Origin of the sequence: Massilia aurea (assembly GCF_014200505.1) — a bacterium.
Lineage (GTDB): Bacteria > Pseudomonadota > Gammaproteobacteria > Burkholderiales > Burkholderiaceae_D > Telluria > Telluria aurea_B.
Genome location: NZ_JACHBX010000002.1, coordinates 181,655 through 204,942 on the forward strand (window position 1 = coordinate 181,655; position 23,288 = coordinate 204,942).

The 23,288-nt window shown below is 65.3% G+C and carries 16 protein-coding genes; 4 read left to right on the forward strand and 12 right to left on the reverse strand.

Features of this window, described 5'->3' with window-relative positions; genetic code table 11:
• Positions 1-30: 30 nt before the first annotated feature.
• From HD842_RS10175 to HD842_RS10210, 8 genes are all read right to left on the reverse strand, one after another.
• Entirely contained in the window at positions 31-1,485 is a 1,455-nt protein-coding gene (locus HD842_RS10175; protein WP_183554042.1) for an ATP-binding protein, read from the reverse strand.
• 25 nt (positions 1,486-1,510) lie between these two features.
• Positions 1,511-2,218 (reverse strand): response regulator, encoded by a 708-nt coding sequence (locus HD842_RS10180; RefSeq protein ID WP_183554044.1) that lies wholly within the window; start codon positions 2,216-2,218, stop codon positions 1,511-1,513.
• Positions 2,190-3,557, reverse strand: coding sequence for an ABC transporter substrate-binding protein (locus HD842_RS10185; protein ID WP_370660819.1), 1,368 nt, complete (start codon positions 3,555-3,557; stop codon positions 2,190-2,192). Before HD842_RS10185 ends, HD842_RS10180 begins: the two co-directional genes overlap by 29 nt.
• A gap of 91 nt (positions 3,558-3,648) precedes the next feature.
• Positions 3,649-6,231 carry a family 20 glycosylhydrolase gene (locus HD842_RS10190; protein WP_229424708.1) on the reverse strand — a complete coding sequence of 861 codons (2,583 nt, stop codon included), beginning with the start codon at positions 6,229-6,231 and terminating at the stop codon, positions 3,649-3,651.
• A gap of 36 nt (positions 6,232-6,267) precedes the next feature.
• On the reverse strand, positions 6,268-7,512 hold the full coding sequence (locus HD842_RS10195; RefSeq protein WP_229424709.1) for an ABC transporter substrate-binding protein: 1,245 nt from the start codon (positions 7,510-7,512) through the stop codon (positions 6,268-6,270).
• A gap of 13 nt (positions 7,513-7,525) precedes the next feature.
• Entirely contained in the window at positions 7,526-9,241 is a 1,716-nt protein-coding gene (locus HD842_RS10200) for a hypothetical protein (protein ID WP_183554046.1), read from the reverse strand.
• Between the two features lie 37 nt (positions 9,242-9,278).
• Complete coding sequence (locus HD842_RS10205; RefSeq protein ID WP_229424710.1) at positions 9,279-11,933, reverse strand: TonB-dependent receptor; 2,655 nt, start codon at positions 11,931-11,933, stop codon at positions 9,279-9,281.
• A 76-nt stretch (positions 11,934-12,009) separates the two neighbouring features.
• Positions 12,010-13,365 carry a sugar MFS transporter gene (locus tag HD842_RS10210; RefSeq protein WP_183554048.1) on the reverse strand — a complete coding sequence of 452 codons (1,356 nt, stop codon included), beginning with the start codon at positions 13,363-13,365 and terminating at the stop codon, positions 12,010-12,012.
• Between the two features lie 496 nt (positions 13,366-13,861).
• Here HD842_RS10210 and HD842_RS10215 point away from each other — a divergent pair, with 496 nt between their 5' ends.
• The 4 genes from HD842_RS10215 (at position 13,862) to HD842_RS10230 (ending at position 18,337) form a co-directional block, all read left to right on the forward strand.
• Entirely contained in the window at positions 13,862-14,866 is a 1,005-nt protein-coding gene (locus tag HD842_RS10215; RefSeq protein ID WP_183554050.1) for a PEP-CTERM sorting domain-containing protein, read from the forward strand.
• Between the two features lie 307 nt (positions 14,867-15,173).
• Positions 15,174-16,613 (forward strand): methyl-accepting chemotaxis protein, encoded by a 1,440-nt coding sequence (locus tag HD842_RS10220; protein WP_183554052.1) that lies wholly within the window; start codon positions 15,174-15,176, stop codon positions 16,611-16,613.
• Between the two features lie 21 nt (positions 16,614-16,634).
• On the forward strand, positions 16,635-17,888 hold the full coding sequence (locus HD842_RS10225) for a hypothetical protein (RefSeq protein ID WP_183554054.1): 1,254 nt from the start codon (positions 16,635-16,637) through the stop codon (positions 17,886-17,888).
• A 5-nt stretch (positions 17,889-17,893) separates the two neighbouring features.
• Positions 17,894-18,337, forward strand: a complete 444-nt coding sequence (locus tag HD842_RS10230; protein ID WP_221290443.1) for a phosphate ABC transporter substrate-binding protein — start codon at positions 17,894-17,896, stop codon at positions 18,335-18,337.
• Between the two features lie 33 nt (positions 18,338-18,370).
• Here HD842_RS10230 and HD842_RS10235 read toward each other — a convergent pair whose 3' ends face one another.
• The 4 genes from HD842_RS10235 to HD842_RS10250 all read right to left on the reverse strand — a co-directional run bounded on the left by HD842_RS10235 (position 18,371) and on the right by HD842_RS10250 (position 23,256).
• Positions 18,371-18,607 carry a hypothetical protein gene (locus tag HD842_RS10235; protein WP_183554058.1) on the reverse strand — a complete coding sequence of 79 codons (237 nt, stop codon included), beginning with the start codon at positions 18,605-18,607 and terminating at the stop codon, positions 18,371-18,373.
• A 116-nt stretch (positions 18,608-18,723) separates the two neighbouring features.
• Positions 18,724-19,497, reverse strand: coding sequence for an enoyl-CoA hydratase (locus HD842_RS10240; protein WP_183554060.1), 774 nt, complete (start codon positions 19,495-19,497; stop codon positions 18,724-18,726).
• 141 nt (positions 19,498-19,638) lie between these two features.
• The gene (locus HD842_RS10245) at positions 19,639-20,835 is read right to left on the reverse strand and encodes an acetyl-CoA C-acyltransferase (RefSeq protein ID WP_183554062.1); all 1,197 of its coding nucleotides are present in this window, start codon (positions 20,833-20,835) and stop codon (positions 19,639-19,641) included.
• A 24-nt stretch (positions 20,836-20,859) separates the two neighbouring features.
• Positions 20,860-23,256 (reverse strand): 3-hydroxyacyl-CoA dehydrogenase/enoyl-CoA hydratase family protein, encoded by a 2,397-nt coding sequence (locus HD842_RS10250; RefSeq protein ID WP_183554064.1) that lies wholly within the window; start codon positions 23,254-23,256, stop codon positions 20,860-20,862.
• Positions 23,257-23,288: the final 32 nt, after the last annotated feature.

The window sequence follows — 23,288 nt, forward strand, 5'->3', positions numbered from 1 at the left end:
CACCCCATTGCCCGATCAGGCACGCGAGGGTCAAACGGCCGGCAAGCGCACCACTGCATTCAGGCCGCCCTCGGGATGGTTCGACAGCACCAGCCGGCCGCCATGCGCTTCGATCACGCCGCGCGCGATACCGAGGCCCAGCCCCATGCCGCCGTCATTCTGCTCGCGCCCATGCGCCAGCCGCACATACGGATCGAACAGGCTGGCAAATGCTTCATCGGGTACGCCAGGCCCGTGGTCGCGCAGGCAGATCAGCACCCAGCCAGGCTCCTGGCGCACGCTGATCTCGGCGCGCGCGCCGTAGAACAGCGCGTTGTCGAGCAGGTTGCCAAGCGCGCGCTTGAGCGCCAGCGGCTTGCCACGCACCGTCACGCCGGACGGCTGCCAGGCCACCGCGTGCCCCGCCAGTTCGGCGCTGCGCACCATGCGGCCCAGCATCGTATCGAGCTTGATCTCGGTTGGATTTTCGTGGATGTCGCTGTCCTTCACGCATTGCAGCGCGCCCTTGACCATCATGTCGAGTTCATCGAGGTCTTCCTCGAATTCGTCACGCAGCGCTTCGTCGTCCAGCAGCTCGGCGCGCAGCTTGAGGCGCGTGATCGGCGTGCGCAGGTCGTGCGAAATCGAGATGAACAAGCGCTCGCGATCGTCGATATAGCGCCCGATGCGCTCGCGCATCGCGCTGAAGGCGCGCGCGGTGTTGATGAATTCACGGCTGCCGGTTTCGGGCAGCGGGCGCGCCTCGTCGTCATGGCCCTGGCCCAGCGCCGACGCGGCATCGGACAACGCCGCCAGCGGCCGCGTGATCGAGCGCACGACGAGCAGGCAAAGCAGCAGCACCACGGCCAGCGACAGGATTTGCGGCATCAGGCGATCCCACGCGAACGGGTCGCTGCTGTCGAGGAAATACGGGTTCGGCATCAGCGCCGCCATGTACAGCCAGTTACCGGGCTCGATCTCGGTCTGGATCACAAGGATCGGGGCCGGGTCGGGCTTGAGTAGCAGCACGTGCTGGACCCAGGCATTGGGCAGGTCGTCCAGGCGCACATCGTGTTCGGCCACCACCAGCCGGTCAGGCCGGGCAAACGCGAGCCGGAAGCCCGGCGAATGCGGCAGGTCGCTCCTGAGCGTGGCGTCGACCGTGGCAATCACGCTTTGCGCGAGCGGGTGCGGCGCGATCTGCTCGATCGGCACGTAGGCATGATTGAGGTTGACGAAAAAGCGCGTGCCGCCCATTTCACGCAACTGCTGGATGATGAGCAGGCGATAGGCCGGCGGCAGGCTGCGAAAGAAGCGGATCGCGCCGGCCGCGCTGTGCGCCACGTACTGCGCCGACGACTGCGCTTCGACCTGCGATTTGGCGCGCAGCTGGCTGGCCCAGATTGCGCTGGCCGCCAGCTGCGTCACCAGCACCCCGGCCACCATCACGAGCGTCAGGCGGCCAAGCAGCGACGCCGGCAACCAGCGCTGCAACGGCTGGTGCATGCGCGCGAGCGGGTTGCTGCTGCGGCTAGACACTGGACACGCTGACGTCGGCCGAAAACACATAGCCGGCCCCGCGCACGGTCTTGATCAGCGCCGGCTGCTTGCCGTCGTCGTTCAGCCGCAGGCGCAGGCGGCTGATCTGCACGTCCAGCGAGCGGTCGAGCGGGCCGGCATCGCGCCCGCGCGTTTCTTCGCACAGCAGGCCGCGGTCGAGGATCTTGCCGGGGTGTTCGGTGAAGTATTTGAGCAGCTGAAAATCGAGCCCCGTGAGCGCCACCGGGTTGCCGGCGCTGTCGGTCACGGTCCGTTCCATCAGGTCGAGCGTGAAGCCGACAAACCGGTGATAGCGCACCGACGGCGTCTCGGGCGCAGCGCGGCGCAGGATCGCCTTGATGCGCGCCAGCAGCTCGCGCGGGCTGTAGGGCTTGGCGATGTAGTCATCGGCGCCCAGCTCGAGGCCGACGATGCGGTCGGTTTCGTCCGAACTGGCCGTGAGCATGATGATCGGCACATTCGAGCGCTGGCGCACCTGCTTGCACAGCGCGAAGCCATCGGTATCGGGCAGCATCACGTCCAGGATCACCATCGATAGCGTCTCGAGGTGCGCATGGAATTCGGCCAGGAAGCTCTCGCCGTTGTGCGACAGGATCACGTCGTACTGGTTTTTCTCCAGATACGTCTTGAGCAGCACGCAGGTTTTTTTGTCATCGTCTACGATCAGTATCTTGCGCACCCGGCGTCCCCTGGCTGGTTAGATTGAATAGTCTGAACAAGGCGGCGAGGCGGCGCTGCGCCACCGCCACCGGCACGGTGTCGTCGAGCAGATAGCGATGCACCTCGGCGATGATCGCGTCGCGGCTGGCTTCGTCGGTCGCCATCCGGTGCACGAGGCTGGGCGCTTGCACGGCTTCACCGCCGGCGAAGGTCGTCCACGACGCCCGCGCGCAACTGTCCATGCGCGCTGGCTCGGCATCGCGCCGCACCGGCACTGCGCCCTTGAGCAGATTGAAGTCGGCCTGGATCGACGGCGAGAGCAGCAGGCGCGCCATCTTTTCCTGGGCCTCCCGGTGCCGGTAGTCGCCGGCGAACATCGACAGCGTATCGACACTGTACAGGTGATATGCGCCGGTACCCGGTGCGCCGACGCACCCGTAGTCCTGGTCGAGCACCATCCGGTGTTCGGCCAGTTCGGGCTTGGCCCAGTCGCCCATGATCATCATGCCGGCCTGGCCGGCGGCGAAGCGGCGTACGACCTCGGTCCAGGGCCGCTCGGCCAGCTGGCCGCCGGCCAAGCCCTTGATCGTGCGCAGGCGCTGCAGCGCGTGCGCGGTGCGCGCATCGAAAGCAGCGGCGGGACTGCGGCGCACGAACAGCGCGCGGTAGAAGGCCGGCCCGCTTTCGGCCAGCACCAGGTTTTCGAACAACGCCGCCACCTGCCAGGCTTCGCTGCTTTGCGCCAGCGGTTGCACGCCCGCGGCCAGCAGGCGCGCGGCGACGGCGTCGAATTCGGTCCAGGTGGTGGGCGGCGTGAGCTTGAGCCGGGCGAACAGCGCGCGATTGTAGAACAGCGTATTGACGCGATGGATGCCGAGCGGCGCGGCCATCGTGTGCTTGCGGTACTGGATCAGGTTCTGGACCGTGGGGAACAGCACGCCGCGCCAGTTGTCGGCAACGGCCACGTTGTCCAGTTCGAGCAGCAGGCCCATCTCGGCCCATTCGGCGACCGACACGCCGATGATCTGCGTGACTTCGGGCGCGTCACCGGCCAGCACCCTGCCCTTGAGGACCTTGCCGGCGCCGATGCCGGCGCCGCCGGGGATGGCAGCGTCCTCCCACTGCACGCCTTCCTTGCCCAGGCGCTGCGCCAGCAGGTCGGCCGCGCGGCGTTCGCTGGCCGAGGTCCACCAGTGCAGCACCTGCAGGCCGGACGCCGGCGCTGCAGACGACATCGCGGGCGCCGGTGGCACGATCGCCAGCATTGGCGCCGCCGCCTGCACGGCGCCGTGGAAGGCGCACGCTGCCAGGATGGCGCCAAGCCGCAGGCGTCGCCAGTCGCACCAACGTCCTGCCACTTTTCCGATCGACGCTCTCACCCGGTATCCCGCAGAAAACGCTGATTATAGCCCCGTGTTCCGCTACCCAGCAGGCATTTCGGCCACGCCGTCAGCGCCGGTCGATGCGCGCCACGAGTCCCGGCCTGCCATTGCGGTCGAAGGCCGCGACCTGGATCAGTCCACGCTCGGCGATCGGCCCGGTCACCCGCCGGCTGCTGGCGGTCGGCGTGCTGCCATCCACGGTATAGCGCAGCGCGATCCCCGGTAACACGTGATTGACCAGGACCTTGTCGCCGTCGAGCAGCAGGCCCGGTGGCGCAATGCGGTACGCCACGCCGGTGCGATCCAGGTCGAGCCGCGGCAGCACGCGCTGGCCCAGCGCATTGACGAAGCCCGACCAGGCCGTGCGGTGCAGCGCCGCCGCCTTCGCGGCATCGGGCTCGGTGGCCCAGGCCGGATCCGGCGCCCAGGCCCGTTCGGCCACCGCCAGCAGGCGCGGCATGACCAGGTAATCGATGCGGGCCGGGTCGCGCACGGTCTCGGTGAACAACGTCGCTTCCAGGCCGCGCACGCGGCGCTTGCCGTAATCGGTCAGGCCGTCCTTGCCCACGCGCGCAGCCTCAGTCGCGTTCTTCAGGTAGTCGAACGGGATGAAGTCATACGGGGTCTCGAGTTCAACGTAGTCGCCCCAGTTCACGCCCGGTTCTTCCGGGTTGGCGTTGTGGGCCATGTCCATGTACATCTTGGTCACGGGCGCCAGCACGATGTCGTAACCGGCATTGGCCAGCCGATAGGCCAGGTCTTCGGCGCCTTCGGTGTTGTTCCAGACCCAGGCGAGGAACCCCTTCTGCGTGAAGCGCGGATTCGGAATCAGCTTGTTCTTGCCATGCAGCGTGGTCTTGCGCGCCGCCAGCTCTTCCCAGCCCGACGTGTAGAGGCCATGCTTGCGCAGCATGCCGTCGACCCGTTCATAGAAATAATCCCACAGGTCGGCCGTGGATTGGAGGTGTTCGCGCGCCATCATGGCGCGGCTGGCCGGGGATTGTTCCCAGGCGCCGTTGGGCAGTTCGTCGCCGCCCATGTGGATCGTGTGTAGCGGCGCGCCCGCTTCGCGGTGCAGTTTCACCACTTCGTCGACCACGTGCTGGACGAACGTGAAGCTCGACTCCAGGCCTGGATTCAGTACGTGATCGTTGTATAGCTGCGGCGACTTGTAGACCGAGCGATCGGCGAAATCATTGAGCAGGTACTTGGCCGCGTCCTTGTCGCCGGCTGCCTTCAGGCGGTGGTAGCGCGCTTCCATCGCCTGCACGGCGGCGCGCGCATGACCCGGCATTTCGAGTTCGGGGATCACTTCGATGTGACGCGCCGCCGCGTAGCGCAGGATCTCGATGTACTCGGCGCGCGTGTAGTAGCCGCTGCCGCCCGTATCGCGCGGGTCGGGCCCGGAACCATAGGCCGGCTGCAGGCGCACGCCCGGCTTGGCGCTGTGGCCACGCACGGCGCCGATCGACGTCAGTTCGGGCAGGCCGGCGATCTCGAGGCGCCAGCCTTCGTCTTCGGTCAGGTGGAAGTGGAACTTGTTCATCTTGTAGCGCGCCATCAGGTCGAGCCACTTGAACACGGTTTCCTTGGTGTGGAAGTTGCGCGAGACGTCGAGCATGAAGCCGCGATAGGCAAAGCGCGGCGCATCGACGATCGTCACTTCGGGCACCGACTGGTCGGCGGCGCCGGGCAACGGCAGCAGGTCGCGCAGGGTCTGCAAGCCATACGCCACGCCGGCCGGGCTGTTGCCGACGATTGCGATGCCCGCACCGGCGCCGCCACCTGCCCGCACCGTAAGGCTGTACGCTTCTGGCGAACTCTGTCCTTCGACCTTGCCCACGCTCAGGCGCAGCGCAGGCCCGCTACCCTGCAGCGATGCCGGGAACAGCGAGCGCGCCAGATCGGCTTCGCCTGCCAGCGCCGCCGGCGCGCTCACCGATGGCTTGCCCGACAGGCGCAACTTGCCGCTGCCCTGCGTCAGCTGCAGGGGCGTCGGCAGCACAAGGGGCACGGCGCTCGCCGGCAGCAGGTCGGCACGCTGGTTGCTGCGGTAGGTATCGGCAGCGGTAACCACGGGCCGGGCGCCCGTATCGCCCTTGTCAAGCTGCTCGGGCCGCGTCACCGGCAGCAGCGCGAAGTCGCTGATCGCCACGCCGACCTCGGGCTGCGCGTCGTACACCAGGTACGGCCCGATCGGCGCCCGCGCCATCTTGATGATTACCTGCGGGTGGTAGTAATCGATGTCGAGCGACTGCCCCGGCGCCAGGCCCGCAAAGTTTGCCTGCGGGCGCAGGCGGTACAGATTGCCGGCCACCTGCTCCATGCGCAGATTGCCCGTCACCGCCCCCGGCACGACGCCGTCCATGCTGTTGAAGTACAGCGTCCAGCCCTTGGCCGGCAGGCGCTGGCTGTCGTTGTTGGTCAGGGTCATGCGCGCCTTGGCGCGGCCCTCGGGCATCTGCGGCGTGTACTCGTTGCGCAGCAGTTCCCAGCGCATCTGCAGCCGGGCGCCGCTGGCGACGCCTTCCATGCTGGCAGCAGCGGATGCTGCCAGCGGGGTAGCCGGTGCAGCAGCCATGCCGGCCAGCGGCGTGGCCAGCAGTAGCGACGCCAGGGCGCAGCGTCGAACCAGGTGTGAGGTATCCAAGAGTGTCTCCAATCCAGCCAAAAGTGGGTTCGTCGTTCAGGGTTGCGGGGGCTTGTACCACCGGTCGAAATCACGTTGCAGCCTGGCCGCCGCGGGTTCCGGCGCCAGCGTCCCTTTCAGCACGTCGGCGTTGACGCGCCATAGCACGCTTTCCATGCTGGGTTGTCCGCGATGCAGCACCTGCGCATTCAGACGGACGGTCGACGCGCAGCTGTTGCGCCACTCGACCATCTGCTTGGCGACCGGATCGCGCATCGCAATCAGGTGATTCGACAGCGTGAAAAAGCCGGTCAGCCGGTTGCTGTAGATGTCGGCAAATTCCTGCGAGCCGACCCAGGCCAGGAACTTGAAAGCGTCCTGCTTGTTCTTCGATGCGCGGTTCACGCCCAGCCCCAGGTCCATGTGGTCCGAGATAAAGCAGGCGTCGCCGCGTTTTTTGACCGGCGCGGCAAACACGCCCAGCTCCAGTCCGGGCGCGCTGCTGAAACGCGCGATATCCCAGGACCCGGCCGGATAGATCGCGGCGCGGCCCGTGGCGAACATCGCCTGGCTCTGGCCATAGGTTTGCGTGGCAGCGCCCGCGGGCAGATAGGCGCCCATGCGCGCGCCAAAGCGCAGCGCGTCGACGAACGGCGGATCGGTCAGGCGCGCGCGCCCGTCGGCCAGCGCCTTCTGACCGGCTTCGCCGCGCCAGAAATTCGGCCCGATATTGGTAAATACCAGCTGGCTCGCTTCCCAGCCATCGGCCATGCCGAGCGCCAGCGGCGCGACGCCGTTCTTCTTCAGCACATCGAGCACGCGAAAGAATTCTTCCACCGTGCGCGGCGCCTGCAGGTCGTATTTTCTGAAGATCGCCTTGTTGTACATGAAGCCGTGGATCACCGACGCCACCGGCATGCAGAAAGCTTCCTTGCCGCCGGCCGTCTGCCAGGCCACCATCGCGCCCGGCTCGAAATACTGCATCCCCGGTTTGCCATCCAGGCGCTCCAGATGCCCCTGCGCATAGAGGCTCAAGGATGCGTCGAATGGCCGGCACGCGACCAGGTCACCGGCGCTGCCGTCGGCCAGGCGCGCCGCAAGGCGGCCATCGTAGTCGGTGGGCGCGGTGGGCGCGAACTTCACGTCGATGCCGGGATGGCTGCGCTGGAACGCGGGGATCAGCACCTTTTCCCACAGCGCCTTGTCGTCCACGCGCCAGCTCTCGATCACGAGCGTGCCGGCGTGCGCGAACGGCGCCACCAGGGTCAAGAGTGCGCACAGCATCCATCCGGCAAAGTGCATCGACCTGCCCTTCTCAGTAATGCGCGTACGGATTCTTGTTCCGGTTCGCGTAGTACAACCAGGCGGTGCCTGCCACGCTGCCCGAACTGGTGAAGTCCGCATTGGTATTGCGCGTTGCGTACGGCATGCTGCCCAGCTTGTCGACCATGTAGTTCAGCGACTCGAGCATCTGACTGGCCCCGTTGCCCGCGCACCCCATGGTGGGCGCGCCCTGGCGCATCGCCATGATCGCGCCCAGGCTGCCTTCGCTCCAGACGAACGGCGCGCTGGACGGCACGTTGTCGTAGATGACGTCGTAGAAGCCAACGATGCCAGTCACCTTGCGCGACGGGTAGTCCAGGCGCCCGGCGGTATTGAAATAGTCGCACATCCCTGGCAGTGCGGCGGCGAAGTTCTGTCCGGCGCTGCCCGTGTTCCCCAGCGCCAGCACCGACCACGAATACGTGTCGAGATAGCGCTCGCCGGTATTGAGCGTGCCGGTATTGGCGTCGTAGCCGCCCAAAAAGCGCGTGCCGTTCCACAGGCTTTCGGCCATCTGCCGCAACTGCGTGGCCGCGGTCAGGTACTGGCTGCCGCCATTGAGCGCGTGGTACTGGTGCAGGCTGGCGTAGGCATCGAGCTGGTGCTCCAGCGCGAAGATGCCGGTGCGGCCCGCCACGTAGTTGGTCGGCGCAAAGCGCAGGCCGCGGCGGCCCACGCCATTGATCGTCACGGCCACGGTTTCTGCGCGCAGGTAGTCGTGCAGGCGCGTCGACATGGCCAGGTACTTCGTGCTGCCAAAGGCTTTCTGGTAGGCGTTGAGTGCCATGCCGAACCAGGCGTTGGCGCCGGCGATGCGCATGTCCACGCCGGGATTGGCGTCGGCGCCATCGGCCAGATAGGCAAACACCCAGGCGCCGGACGCTGTCTGCGACCTGGCCAGCGCGTTGATGATCTGCTCGGCGCTGGTCTGCTCGCCGGCCAGGCTGAAGGCGATCACGGCCAGCGCCTGGTCGTACAGGAAGGCCGAATCCATGTCGTGGAAGCTGCGGATCAGGCGCCCCGCACCATACGGTCCGCCAGTGACCTGCGGCGTATTCATCATGCGCTGCAGTGCGGCGATCTGGGCGTTGGCGGATGTTGCCGGCGCCGGGAAGTAAGCGGCGGTGTAGGCCGTGACCGCCGCCGGATCGATCGGCAGCGACAGCTTGGTCGTGCCCGTGATCTGGCCGCTGCAAAAGCCACCGACCGCATTGCAGTTGGGGCCCGACAGTGGATCGTAGGACGCCGGGTGCAGCACCAGCACGGCGCGGTCGGCGCTGCCCACCGAACGTGGCAGGGTCAGTGTGAACGTGCCGTCGGCGTTAATGACGGCGCTCGCATCGGCCTGGTAGTAGAACACATCGTGGTGGATGAACACGCCCAGCCGATAGTTCTGCACGCTCCCCGCCGGCAGCGCATGCGCGCCGCGGAACACGGTCTGCGTGGCCGACTGCGTCAGTTGCGAGACACCGAACGCCACGGCCGGCGCGCTGGCGAGCGGCGGTTCATTGTACGGAAAATCCCAGCCCGACCAGACGGGCCACGGCGATGCAGCAGCCACGGCGACGGGCGCCGCCGACAACTGCCGCGACACGTCCCCTGCGGCGCCGCCATCGGTGGCAGTACCACCACAACCGGCCAGCACCATCATGCCGGCGCCTACCAGCGCCGTCGCTACACTACCCAGACCATTGTTCGCACCACGCATCGCATTCTCCTGAAGGACACACTGCTGACAACTTGCTTTACCAGTCCACACCCACGCGCACACCGAACATGCGCGGCTCGTTGTACTGGCCAATGACATACCCCGGGTCGACGATGCGCGCATTGTTCTTGGCAAGCACGTCGTTCAGGTTGTTCACGTAGACCTCGGCGCGCCAGTTGCCGCCTGGTGCGGTCAAGCGCAGCGACGCATCATAGGTCGCGTAGGCGTTCTGCTGATTGCCGACCTTGGGGTTGTCCAGGTTCTGGATGCTGAAGTACATCTTGTCCTGCCAGCGCGCCGACAGACGCGGCGTGAGTTCGTAGTCGCCGGCCAGCATGAAGCGCTGCGAGACTTCGATCCGGGCCGAATTGCGCGGCGCGTTTGGCAAATCATTCCCCACCACGTTCGCCGGGAAGCGCCCAACCAGCGCCTGGTTCGGTCCCGTGTAGCGCACGCACGGCTCGACGCCGTAAGTAGCGCGGAACGGGCCGCACGGCACGTCACGCCAGGTCTGCGTGTAATCCGGGTACGACACCACCTTGGCGCGCAGGTGCGAGTACTGGAAATTGACTTCGGCGCCCGCCCATGGACGGTATTTGCCTTCCAGTTCCAGGCCTGAGATCTTCGCTTCGGCCGCATTTGTGGTGCCGTACAACACTGCCGAATCGCACGATGGATTGGCCGCAGTGCACGGGATCGCCGGGATGATCTTGCCCATCTCGACCGCGCCCGTCATCTGCATGTCCTTGTAGCGGCTATGGAAGGCGGTGGCCGAGAACGACAGGCGGTTGTCCAGCATGCGGCCCTTGTAGCCGACCTCGAAATTGGTCAGCGTTTCAGGCTTCCATGGCAGGAAGGTGTAGTGCGGGCCCGGCTCGCGGTCGGCGCAGTTGCCGCCCAGGCCGCGTGCGCAGATGTTCTGCTTGTCGCTGAAGCCGCCGGCCTTGTAGCCGGTCGAGAGCGAACCGAACACGAAGTCGTCCGGCGTGACCTGGTAGCTCAGGCCCAGGCGCCAGGTGAACTTGTTCCACGAATCGCGGTTGCTGCTCACGTCAGGCGTGATGCCGGCCATGCCGGCCACGCCGTAGTACGAACCCATGCCGGGTTTGAGGTCGCTGCTGTTGAAGAAGCGGCCCGGAATCGGCGTGTACTGGCCCTGGAAGTACGAGTACGGATCGCCCGTGGTGCCCGAGTCGTAGAACTTGCCGTTCTTGTCTTCGCGCTCGTCGCGCGTCATGCGCCCGCCGACCGTCAGGTTCCATTTCGGCGCGAAGGCCCAGTCGACCTGGCCGAAGGCGGCCATCGATTCGGACTGGCGGTCGGTCTGGTCGTACAGCGCGTAGTACGGCGCGCCCGGTGCGTTGACCATCGCCGAGATCGAGTCTTCGCCGAACTCGATCGCGTTCTTTTCGTGCATCCAGAACAGGCCGGTGACGTAGCGCAGATTGCCCTGCTCGCCGCGCAGCTGCAGTTCCTGGACCGTGGTCTTGAACTTGGACGAATTGGTAAAGCCGGCCGAATCGTTGACGAAGCCGCCGTAGATATTGATGTCTTCGGCCAGTGGCTGGTAGCCCGAGTCGCCGTCGCGGATCTGGCGGCGGTTTTGCTCCGAGTACGACACGTTGTATTCGACGGTCGTGTGGTCGTTCACGCTCCAGGTCAGGCGGTTGCGGAAGGTGTCGATGTTCCAGTCGAGTTCACCCGGCCGGTTGATCTTGACGTCCCACTGCCCGCCCGGGCAGGCATGGGCCGTGCCGGCCGCCATCGTGCAATCCTTGAGCGCGATGTCGCCGGCGCCCTTGTTGGTGTAGCGCTCGTAGGCACCGAGCCATTCGAGATCGTTGCGGATCTTCCAGCGGCCCTGCAGGCGCGCCGCCCATTCGTCCTTGTTGCCGTAGGCATCGCTGGCGCCGACCTTGCGGTTGTAGCGCTGGTCGACATCGGGAATGACGTTGCCGGCCGCATCGCGCGCCGGGGTCACGCCGAATTCCGGGAAGTTCGCGGCGTAGAAATCCTGCTCCTGGTTCAGGTAGCTGTCGCGCTTGATGACCATCATCGTGGCGCGCATCGCGAAGGTGTCGCTGACCGGGATGTTCTGCACGGCCGTCACCTGGCGCAGGTTGTAGCGCCCGAGCGTGAGGCCGGCATTGCCTTCGGTCGAATTGAATTGCGGCTTGTTCGGGATGATGTTGATGCTGCCGCCCGTCGCATTGCGGCCGAACAGCGTGCCCTGCGGGCCACGCAGCACTTCGACCTGCTCCAGGTCGAACAGCAGCGCCAGCGCCGATTGCGGGCGCGGCGTGTAGATGCCGTCGACGTTCAGGCTGACCGCCGGATTGCCGATCTCGGTAAAGTCGTTGCTGCTCACGCCGCGCACCGAAATCTTCACGCCCGAGCTGCCATCGGTCGCACTGCCCAGCTGCAGGTTGGGCACTTCGCCACTCAGGCCGCGCACGTCGGTGATGCCCTTGCGGGTCAGTTCTTCCTGGCCGACGGCGGTCACCGACACCGGGGTGCGCAAGAGCGAGGTCGAATGGCGGGTGGCCGTCACCCGCACCTCGGCGATCGCTTCACCGGTGTTTTGGCGGGGCGTCGCCGCCGGGGGCGTGTCCTGCGCCAGGGCCGGCATGGCGATGCAGGCGCTGGCGACAGCCGCACTGATCAGCGTTGTATGTGGTTTCAGTAGAGACATCCGGTGCTCCTGGTATGAAATGAAAAACGATGGACCGCGCAGCAGCGCCGTGCGGACAAGTCCTGTGGGGTGGAAATCAAGGTCGGGCGGATGCGCCCGGATTGCGCCAGCGGCGGATCTTGTGGCCGTAGGCCGCGTACCAGAGGATCAGGCCGTAGCACGGCAACAGCATCCAGTAGGCACTGCGCGAGGTGTTCAGGTCGGCGAAGTGGCCGTACAGCAGCGGCAGCACCGCGCCGCCGGAAATCGCCATGACCAGCAGCGCCGAGCCGCTTGCCGTGTAGCGGCCCAGGCCCTGCAGTGCTAGCGGCCAGATGGCCGGCCATACCATGGCGTTGGCCAGGCCCAGCAGCGCCAGGTACATGACCGTGTCGGGCACCGTTGGCACGCCGGCCCAGCCAATCAGGGCTTGCGAGACGCCGCTGTCGGTGGGCGAGCCGGTGGCCACGCCGATCGTCAGCAGCAGGCCGGCCACGGCCGACAGCAGCAAGGCGCGCTGTTGCGACAGGTAGCGCGGAATCGCCACCACACCAATCAGGTAGCCGAGCACCATGCACATCATCGTGTAGGACGTCAGTACGCCGAAATTGGCCACGTTCAGTTCATGCCCATACAGGCCGATGGTGTCGCCCGCGATGACTTCCACGCCAACGTAGGCAAACAGCGCCATCGCGCCCAGCACCAGTTGCGGGAACTGCAGCACGCCGGTGCGCTCGACGCCAGCCTCGGGCGTGTCGGCCTCGGGCTCGATATCGCGCAGGTTCGAAAAATGGATGAACACCATGATCACGAACAGCAGCGCGGCCATGCAGATATACGGCAGCACCAAGCGTTCGGACAGACCGGCCCGCGCAGCGCTGCGGGCGACCGGGTCGAGCGCTTCGAGCGCCGTGTGCGAGAAGCTGTCGATGTCGGCCAGCATCAGTGTCGAGAACACGAGCGGCACCACCACGCCGGCGCCCTTGTTGAACAGGCCCATGATGCTGATACGCATGGCGGCGCTCTCGCGCGGGCCAAGGCAGACGATGTAGGGATTGATGGCGGTCTGCATCAGCGTCATGCCGCTGGCAAGTGTGAACAGCGCCACCAGGAACAATTCGTAGCGCGCGCTTTGCGCGGCCGGGATGAACAGCAGTGCGCCCACGCACATGATGCCAAGACCGATCGTCATGCCCTTCTTGTAGCCGGTGCGTACCAGCACCGCAGCCGATGGCAGGGCCATGGCCGTGTAGGCAATGTAGAACGCGAAGGTCACCCACAGGGCCTGGAAATTGTTCAGGCCGCAGACAATCTTCAAAAAGGGAACCAGTGAGCCATTGAGCCAGGTGACAAAGCCCAGGATAAAGAACAGCAGGCCGACAAACGCCATGCCGAGGACAACGTCGCGCCTGGAATTGCCGGCAACCGGCGCGCTGGCGAGGGTCACAGCCATGCTGCGCTACCTGCGTCGATGGCTGCGTCGATGGCTGCCAACGGTGCGCACGACAAACGGTGCGGGAGCGTTTTGAACTGTTGCATGAATGTCCTCGTGTTATCGATGATTCATGCTAGCAGCGGCGCCAGCGGGCGACTACCAGCTGCCAGGAAACGCATAACCTCATGATTTCATTGAATTGTTGGTTGCTCACCCACCGCTGTTGCTCACACTTCTTTACAAACGGGGCACCCTGACGCTGCCAGGCGCGGGAAATGCGCGGTGCTTGCTTGCAAAACTTTACAAAACGACGCGAGAAATTACAGGAGTGTGACGTCAGCGCCACATGAAGGCGGGTTTATCGACAGCGACGTGCGGTGTCGGCCTGCTTTACACCATGGCCGCGTCGTATGCAGCAGGCATCTATAACTGACTGATTATTCAGTAATATCTGTCGTCGGCATGCGACTTGCTTAATTTTGAACACCAACTAAAAAACACACTGGAGACTTTGATGACCATTCCTTGCAGCCTGCGCCGTTCCGGCACGGCACTCTTCGCCGCAGTCGCACTGGGCGGCCTGGCCCTGCCCGCCTCCGCCACGACGATCCTCTTCGTCGGCAACAGCTTTACCTATGGCGATCCGGCCGGCGCCAAGCCGCCACTCGTGCAGAACTACCGTCCCGATACCGTGACCGACCTGAACGGCCTGGGCATCGGTGGCGTACCGGCACTGTTCAAGGCCATGACGATGCAGGCCGGCCTGGATTACCAGGTCAGCCTGGAAACCGAGCCCGGCTCGGGCCTGGATTTTCACTACAACAACCGCTTCAACACGATCGTGAAGCCGTTCGACATGGTGCTGCTGCAAAGCTACAGCACGCTCGACGGCGCCAAGCCGGGCAACCCGGAAACGCTGATCCGCTATTCCGGCCTGCTGGCCAATGCGTTTCGCGAACAGAATCCGGATGTCGACGTGCGCCTGACGTCGACCTGGTCGCGCGCCGACCTGACGTACAAGAACGCCAATAGCCCGTGGTTTGGCAAGTCGATCTACGCAATGGCGCAGGACGTGCGCGCCGGCTACGACGCCGCCGATTCGGCCTCAAGCATCATCAATGGCGTGATTCCCGTGGGTCAGGCCTGGAGCCAGGCCATCGCAGGCGGCCTGGCCGATGCCAACCCGTACGACGGCATTGGCGCTGGCCAGATCAATCTGTGGGCGCCGGACTCCTACCACGGCAGCAACTATGGCTACTACCTGGAAGCGCTGACCATCTTCGGCAACGTCACCGGCCTCGATCCACGCTCGCTGGGCGCGGGCGATTACGTCGCCCGCGACCTTGGCATCAATGTGGCGACAGCGTTGGCCCTGCAAGGCTTTGCCGCGGCGCAGCTGGACGCGGAAGAAGTGCCCGAGCCTGGCATGCTGGCCATGTTTGCGACCGTCGGTGGCTTGCTGGTTGCCGTGCGCCGTCGTCGTGGCAATGCCAAGGCACGCTACGGCGCAGTCGCGTAGCACCTGATTACGACACTGGCTGCCATGTCTGTACGAATTGCCATAACTTCTGGCCGATTTGCACGATGCGGCAGTCAGGCATGTCAATACTGCAGGTTCTGCCAAATTTCCGTTTGGAAATTACTCACACTTTCTCACTTTTCTCATCAAATTTACCGATCTCCGGTCTGCCAGTAGATACAAGAGTGGCAAGAAAGCGCGCGATCCGGACGACGTTCAATAAGGAAAGATATTGAACGTCGCCAACAGTTTCTCTGAATCTATATTTTTCAGGTTAAATGGTGAAAAATCACCCTACGAGACTCTGATGCCGACCCAACCCAACCTGCTGCCTGTCTACCGCCATGCCGACCGCTTGCTCATCATCGTGCTGTGGGCGATGCTGGGCTTTTCGCTGGCATTGACCGGCATGCATGACACCATGAAATGGTCGCTCTTCGTCGGCCTGCCGATCGTGGCCATCGCAAGCGGCGTCACGTTCCTGGCCAGCGGCACGCTCACGAGCCGGCTCGTCAATGCCGGCGCGCTGATGGCCATGTGCGCGCTGCACATTCATCAAGGTAACGGCCGGGAAGAACTGCACTTCGGGATCTTCGTCTCGCTGGCGATCCTGCTCTGCTACCGCGACTGGCGCGTGATCCTGTTCGCGGCAGGCCTGACCGCCGTGCACCACTTCAGCTTCAATTACCTGCAAGAGCTCGGCTACGGCGTCATTTGCCTGACCCGGCCAGGACTGGCGATCGTCTTCATCCACGCCGGCTACGTCATCGTTGAAACAATGGTGCTGTGCTACATCGCGCTGGTACTGCAACGCGAAGCGCTGCGCTCGGCCGAACTGCGCGCCAGCGTGTCGATGCTGCAGGCCCAGCACGGGATCATCGACCTGCGCTCGCTGGCGCCGGTGACCAGCAGCAGCGGCCGCGCCCTGCGCGACGTGCTGCACACGCTGCAAACGGCAATTGGCCAGGTGCGCGACACGGTCGAGACCACCCGCGGCGCGGCCAGCGACATTGCCGAAGGCAGCGCGCTGCTGTTCGAACACTCGCGGGACCAGACCGAGGCCTTTGGCCGCGCCGCCGCCTCCATCGACGAACTGGGCGACATTATCCGCGCCAATGCCGGGCACGCCCGGCAAGCCAATGCGCTGGCGACGCAGGCGTCGGGGATTGCCGTCGTCGGCGGGCGCCAGGTCAGTGCGGTCGTCGAGCGCATGGGCCTGATCGACACGTCGTCGCGCCAGATCGCCGAGATCACCGCCGTCATCGACGGCATCGCGTTTCAGACCAATATCCTGGCCCTCAACGCTGCGGTGGAAGCCGCCCGTGCCGGCGAACAGGGACGCGGTTTCGCGGTCGTCGCTGCCGAAGTGCGGCAACTGGCCCAGCGCTCGGGCGCGGCCGCCCGCGAAATCAAGGGCCTGATCGAGGAATCGGTGCGCCAGGTCAGCGCCGGCAGCGCGCTGGCCCAGGAAGCCGGACGCACGATGGACAACATCGTGCAAAGCGTGACCGACGTGACTGGCATGGTCGGCCGGATCAGCGCGGCTGGCGACGATCAGGCCGTGCGTGTGGAGGCGGTGGCCGACGCCATTGGCGCCATGGACAGGTCGTTGCAGCACAATACGCAAATGGTCAGCAAGACCGCCGCCGCGGCCGATTCGCTGCAGCAGCGGGCCCACGGTCTGGCGCAGATCGTGCGCATCTTCCGGCTCGACACGCCAGGCACGGCGCAGATGGGACTATCCTGAGCGCAGTACAATGACGACGTCATGCCATTCATATTGACTACCCCGGCGGCGCGTGGCGTCGCCCCCGTCGCCCTGCTGCTGAGCCTGCTGGCCTGGCCGCAGGGCGATGCGCGCGCGCAGGCAACGTGGAAGGTGACCGGGTTCGGCACCGTCGCCGCCGTCCATGCCACGCAAGACTATGGCGACTACACGGTCAACCCCAACTCGCCTGGCCAGGCGGGCTACTCCAAAGCGTGGGCGTTCGACGTGGACAGCCGCGCCGGTGCGCAGCTCGATGTCCGGTTCGACAAGCGCTGGTCGGCAGTGGTTCAGGCGACGCAGGAAAAAAGCATCGAGAATTCGTACAAGACCTACCTTACCTGGGCCAATGTGAAGTTCCAGGCCACGCCGGAGCTGTCGCTGCGCGCCGGACGCATTGCGCTGCCGCTGTTCCTGGCCGCCGACTATCGCAAGGTCGGCTACGCCCTGCCCTGGATGCGCACCCCCGTCGAACTGTACAGCCTGATACCGATTTCCTACAGCGACGGCGTCGACGCTTCGTACCGCTGGCATACCGGGCAGGTCAAGCACGAGACCACACTGTCGCTTGGCCATGCGGCCGCGCGCCTGAACAAGGACCTCACCGGCAAGGCCCGCAACATCGTCGGCCTCACCGAGAGCGCGACCGCTGGCGCATTGACCGTGCGCTTCACGGCGGCCCAGGCGCTGCTGGTGGTGCCGGGCGCGGAAGCGCTGTTCGACGGCTTGCGCGCCTTCGGCCCGCCGGGCGAGGCGCTGGCAGACCGCTACGACATCGCCAAGCGCCATGTGCGCGTGTTCAGCGCCGGCTTCAACTACGATCCGGGCAACTGGTTCATCACCGGCGAGAGCGGGCGCATCAACACCGGCTCGCTCCTGGGCGACCAGACCGCCTCGTATCTGTCGGCAGGCCGGCGCTTCGGCAATGTGGCGCCCTATGTCACCTATGCGCGCCTGGTCGCCAACCTCGCCACGCAAACGGCCGGGCTGCCGCTGGACGGTTTGCCGCCCGAAGCGGCGGCAGTGGCGGGCTTCTTGAACAATGCATTGAATGACCAGCTGCGCCAGATCGGCGTGCAGGATACGGCCAGCGTCGGCGTGCGCTGGGACGTCGCGCCGAACATTGCCCTCAAGGGGCAGTTTGACCGCGTCAAGCCGCGTGGCGGCTCGATCGGCACCCTGATCAACGTTCAGCCGGGGTTCCGTTCCGGCCAGGCGTTCAACGTCATCAGCCTTGGCATGGACGTCGTTTTCTGACCATGATGAACCGTTCGCTTTCCACACTGTTGCTGGCCCTGTGCCTGGGCCCTGCCCTTGCGCTGGCGCCCGGCGCTGCCCCGGCAGCGGAGCTGGCCGTGATCGTCTCGGCGCGCAGCAACATCAGTATGCTCAGTGCCGACCAGGTCGCCGAGATCTTCCTGTTCCAGACCAACCGCTTCCCGAATGGCAGCGAAGTGGTGCCCATCGACCAGGACCTTGGTTCGCCGCTGCGTGACGAGTTCTACAGCAAGGTCACGCACCGCACCCCGGCGCTCGTGAAGGCGCACTGGGCCAGACTGATCTTCACTGGCCGCGGCCAGCCACCGGCCGAAGTCGATGGCAATGCCGCCATGCGCAGGATGATCGCCGAGAACCCGGGGATGATTGGCTATGTCGAGCGCACGGCGCTGGATCCCAGCGTGCGCGCGGTGCTGATCGTGCGCTGACAGGCGTTGCTGCCAGCGCACGATCAGCTGTTTTCAGCGATTTTCGGGATCGGCACGCCGTTCCGGCGGGTCGCCCTCTTCGAAGCCGGCGACAAACACCAGCAGCACATCATTCAGGATTTTTTCCTGGCCTGCTTCGAGCAGCGCATTGGCCACCCGCGACAATTCGACCGGATCGGCCTTGCCATAACTGCCATCGATTGCTCTGCGCGTTACCTTGCCAAGTTCAAACGCCAACTCGGCGACCGCAGTATTTTCCGTCGTTCTCATATCACCCTTTTTTTAGCGAGCGCCCGCCCCATGGACATCGTCATCGGTGGCGGGCACGGTTCGGCACATGATACCGGCGAACGGCAGTGGGGGTGCGCCCCGGTGCCGCCTTGCCTTTAATCGAACTTGCTGAAATCCGGCTTGCGCTTCTCGAAGAACGCCGTGAAGGCTTCCTTCGCTTCGGCGCCGCCCAGCATCGCGCTGAACTGCTCGTTTTCAGCCGCGATGGTGTCCCGGACGTGCGCGGTGCGCGCGCGGCGCATCAGCGCCTTGGTGCTGCGGATCGAGGCTGGGGGCAGCTTGACCAGTTTGGCCGCCTGCGCCTGCGCGAACGCGAGCAGTTCCGCTGCCGGCAGCACGCGCGCGACGATGCCCATCTCCAGCGCTTCCTGGGCCAGGAACGGCTCGCCCAGCATCAGCTTTTCAGCGGCGCGCGTGTAGCCGGCCGACTGCGCGACCAGCAGCGACGAGGCAAATTCAGGACACAGGCCCAGCTGCGAGAACGGCATCGAGAATTTGGCGTTGTCGGCCGCGTAGACCAGGTCGCAATGCATCAGGAGCGTGGTGCCGATGCCGACGGCGGCGCCGGCCACGGCCGCGACCACCGGTTTGGTGCAGCCTTCCAGCGCCAGCATGAACTGGAACACCGGACGCTCCGGCGTCATCGCGCCTTCGCCGGTATTGTTCAGGAAATCGTCGAGGTCGTTACCGGCGGTGAAGATTTCGGGCTGGCCGGTGATCAGGATTGCGCGGACCGTTGTGTCCTGCTCGGCGGCGCGCAGGGCGTCGGCCATCGTCTGGTACATCGTGCCGGTGATCGCGTTCTTGCGTTCGAGGCGGTTGAAGGTGATCGTGAGGATGCCGTCGGCGGTGGTGGTGAGGATGGTCATGGTGAGTGTCTCCCGTTGATTCTTGGGCTAGTTGGACGCGTGGGCGGGAAAACCGCCCACCCTACCGTTGACGTAGGGTGGGCGGGTCTCCCGCCCACGCGGTGATCGCTGGCGGTCGCACATCGCGCCGCCCTGCTCGTCTTAGACGCGTTCGATGATGCCCGCAGCGCCCATGCCGGCGCCGACGCACATCGTCACCATGCCGTACTTCAGGTTATTGCGACGCAGCGCGTGCACGACGGTCGCGGCGCGGATTGCACCGGTCGCGCCCAGCGGGTGACCCAGGGCGATCGCGCCGCCCAGCGGGTTGACCTTGCTGGTGTCCAGGCCCAGGTCGCGGATCACGGCCAGCGCCTGCGCGGCGAAGGCTTCGTTCAGTTCGATCCAGTCCAGCTGGTCCTGCGTGATGCCGGCGGCGGCCAGCGCTGCAGGAATCGCAAACTTCGGACCGATGCCCATGATTTCCGGCGGCACGCCGCGCACGGCGAACGACGAGAACTTGGCCAGCGGCGTCAGGTTGTGCTCGCGCAGGATTTTTTCGCTGACGACGATCAGGGCGCCGGCGCCATCCGACATCTGCGACGACGTGGCGGCGGTGACCGAACCCTTGGCGGCAAACACGGGCTTGAGTTTGCCCATGCTTTCCATGCTGGCGTCGGCGCGCGGGCCTTCGTCGGTGTCGACCGTGCGGGTCTTGACGTCGATCTGGCCGGTGGCCAGGTTCGGCGTGCGGGTGATGACCTCGACCGGCGTGATCTCGTCCTTGAAGTGGCCGGCCTGCTGCGCAGCGATCGCGCGGCGGTGCGATTCCAGGCCGAAGGCATCCTGGTCTTCGCGCGAGATCTTCCACTGGTTCGCGACGTTCTCGGCCGTCAGGCCCATGCCGTAGGCCAGGCCCACGTTCTCGTCCTTGAACGTGTCCATATTGATCGACGGGTGGTGGCCCATCATCGGCACCATCGACATCGATTCGACGCCGCCGGCGATCATCACATCGGCTTCGCCCACGCGGATGCGGTCAGCAGCCATCGCCAGTGCGGTAATGCCCGACGCACAGTAACGGTTGACCGTCACGCCGCCCACCGTGTTCGGCAGGCCAGCCAGCACCACCGAGTTACGGGCGATGTTGAAGCCCTGCTCGGCTTCCGGGAACGAGCAGCCGATGATCGCATCGATGATCAACGCCGGGTCCAGGTTCGGCACGGCCGCCATGGCGCCGCGGATCGCGTGCACCAGGAGGTCGTCCGGGCGGGTCTTGTTGAACATGCCGCGCGGCGCCTTGCCAATCGGGGTGCGGGTCGCTGCGACGATGTATGCGTCTTGAAGTTGTTTGCTCATGTCAGTGTCCTGTTCTGTCGACGCTTAGTTGCGCACTGGCTTGCCGGTCTGCATCATGCCCATGATGCGTTCCTGCGTTTTCGGATTGTTCAGCAGCGCCACGAAGGCCTTGCGCTCCAGGTCGAGGATCCACTGCTCGCTGACCACACTGCCCTGGTCGATGTCGCCGCCAGTGACGATCTCGGCGATGGTGTCGCCCAGCTGGTAGTCATAGGCCGAGATGAAGCCGCCGTCGCGCATATTGACCATCTGGCCGCGGATCGTGCCCCAGCCGTAACGGCCGGTGACCGGGAACGTGCGGCGCGCCGGTGCGCGGTAGCCGGCATCAGCCATGGCGCGCGCCGTGGTTTTCGCCACGTGCAGCAGTTCGTAGGCGTTGAAGACAATCACGTCGTCTTCTTTCAGGTAGCCCATGGCCTTGGCTTCCAGCGCCGACTTCGACACTTGCGCGGTGGCCGCGTTCATGAAACCGTTCTTCAGGAATTGCAGGATGTCGTTGCCCTTGGCTTCGGTTGCCGCGCGCAGCGCTGCTTCCTTCAGGCCGCCGCCGGCAGGCACCAGGCCCACGCCCACTTCGACCAGGCCGATGTACGACTCGATCGACGCGACACGCTTGCTGGCATGCAGCGCCAGCTCGCAGCCGCCGCCCAGCGCCAGGCCCGCCACTGCGGCGACGACCGGCACGTTCGAGTACTTGAGCGCCATGAAGGTGTCCTGCAGCTCGCGCACGATCGGCTCCATCGCCTTCGCGCCGCCGGCCATGAAGGCTGGCAAAGCAGATTGCAGGTCGGCGCCGGCCGAGAACGCGCCGCCTTCGGCTGCGTCGGTGTTCCAGATCACGATGCCCTTGAAGCCGGTTTCGGCTTCTTTCAGTGCGCGCTGCAGGCCCTTGATCACGCCATCGCCGATGACGTGCATCTTGGTCTTGAGCGAAACGACCAGGACTTCGTCGTCCGAGTGCCACAGGCGCACGGATTCGTCTTCGAACACGGTGGTGCCGGCGGTCTTCGGATCCGCGCCGCCCAGGCCCACGACCGGTGCGCGGAACTGCTGGCGCTGATACACCGGCAGATCGGACAGCGGCACATAGCCGCTCTTGGCAACCGAGTACGAACCTTCAGGCGTATGCACGCCCTTCTCGGCGACCGAACCCTCGAACACCCAGGCTGGCAGCGGCGCGGTCGACAGCGCCTTGCCGGCGTCGATGTCTTCCTTGACCCACTGCGCGATCTGCATCCAGCCGGCGCCCTGCCACGTTTCGAACGGGCCGACGCTCCAGCCGAAGCCCCAGCGCATGGCGAAGTCGATGTCGCGCGCATTGTCAGCGATCGATTCGAGGTGGAACGCGATGTAGTGGAACGCGTCACGGAAGATCGCCCACAGGAACTGCGCCTGTGGATTGGTCGATTCGCGCATGGCCTTGAACTTCTTGACCGGGTCTTTCTCTTTCAGGATGCGGCCAACGATGTCGGCTGCCTTGGCGCCGCCGGTGACGTACTCACCCGTGGCGAAGTCCAGGCGCTGGATCTCCTTGCCGACCTTCTTGTAGAAGCCGGCGCCGGATTTCTGGCCCAGCGCACCTTTTTCGATCAGCTTGGCCAGGATGTCCGGCGTCTTGTAGACGCTGAAGAACGGGTCGTCCTTCAGGTTGTCCTGCATGGTCTTGATCACATGGCCCATCGTGTCCAGGCCGACCACGTCTGCAGTGCGGAAGGTGCCCGACTTGGCGCGGCCCAGCTTGGCGCCGGTCAGGTCATCGACCACGTCGACCGACAGGCCGAATTTCTCGGCTTCGACGATCGTGGCCAGCATGCCGAAGATACCGACACGGTTGGCGATGAAGTTCGGCGTGTCTTTCGCGCGCACGACGCCCTTGCCCAGCGTCGAGGTCAGGAAGGTCTCGAGCTGGTCCAGGATGTCAGGACGGGTGTCCGTGGTCGGGATCAGTTCGACCAGGTGCATGTAGCGCGGCGGGTTGAAGAAGTGCACGCCGCAGAAGCGCGCCTTCAGTTCGGCGTCGAAGCCTTCGGCCAGCTTGTTGATCGACAGGCCCGACGTGTTCGACGCGAAGATCGCGTTTGGCGCGATGTGCGGCGCGACCTTGGCGTACAGGTCGTGTTTCCAGTCCATGCGCTCGGCGATGGCTTCGATGATCAGGTCGCAACCGGCCAGCACGTCGAGGTTGTCCTCGTAGTTGGCCACTTCGATCAGGGCCGCGTCATCCTTGTTGCCCAGCGGGGCTGGCGAGAGCTTTTTCAGGTTCTCGATGGCGCGCAGGACGATGCCGTTCTTCGGCCCCTCTTTTGCAGGCAGGTCGAACAGCACGACTGGCACCTTGGCGTTCACGCAGTGGGCGGCGATTTGCGCGCCCATCACGCCGGCGCCCAGCACGGCGACTTTCTTGACGATGAAATTGGACATGTAGATTCCTTAATCCTTGGTTGGCACGTCGT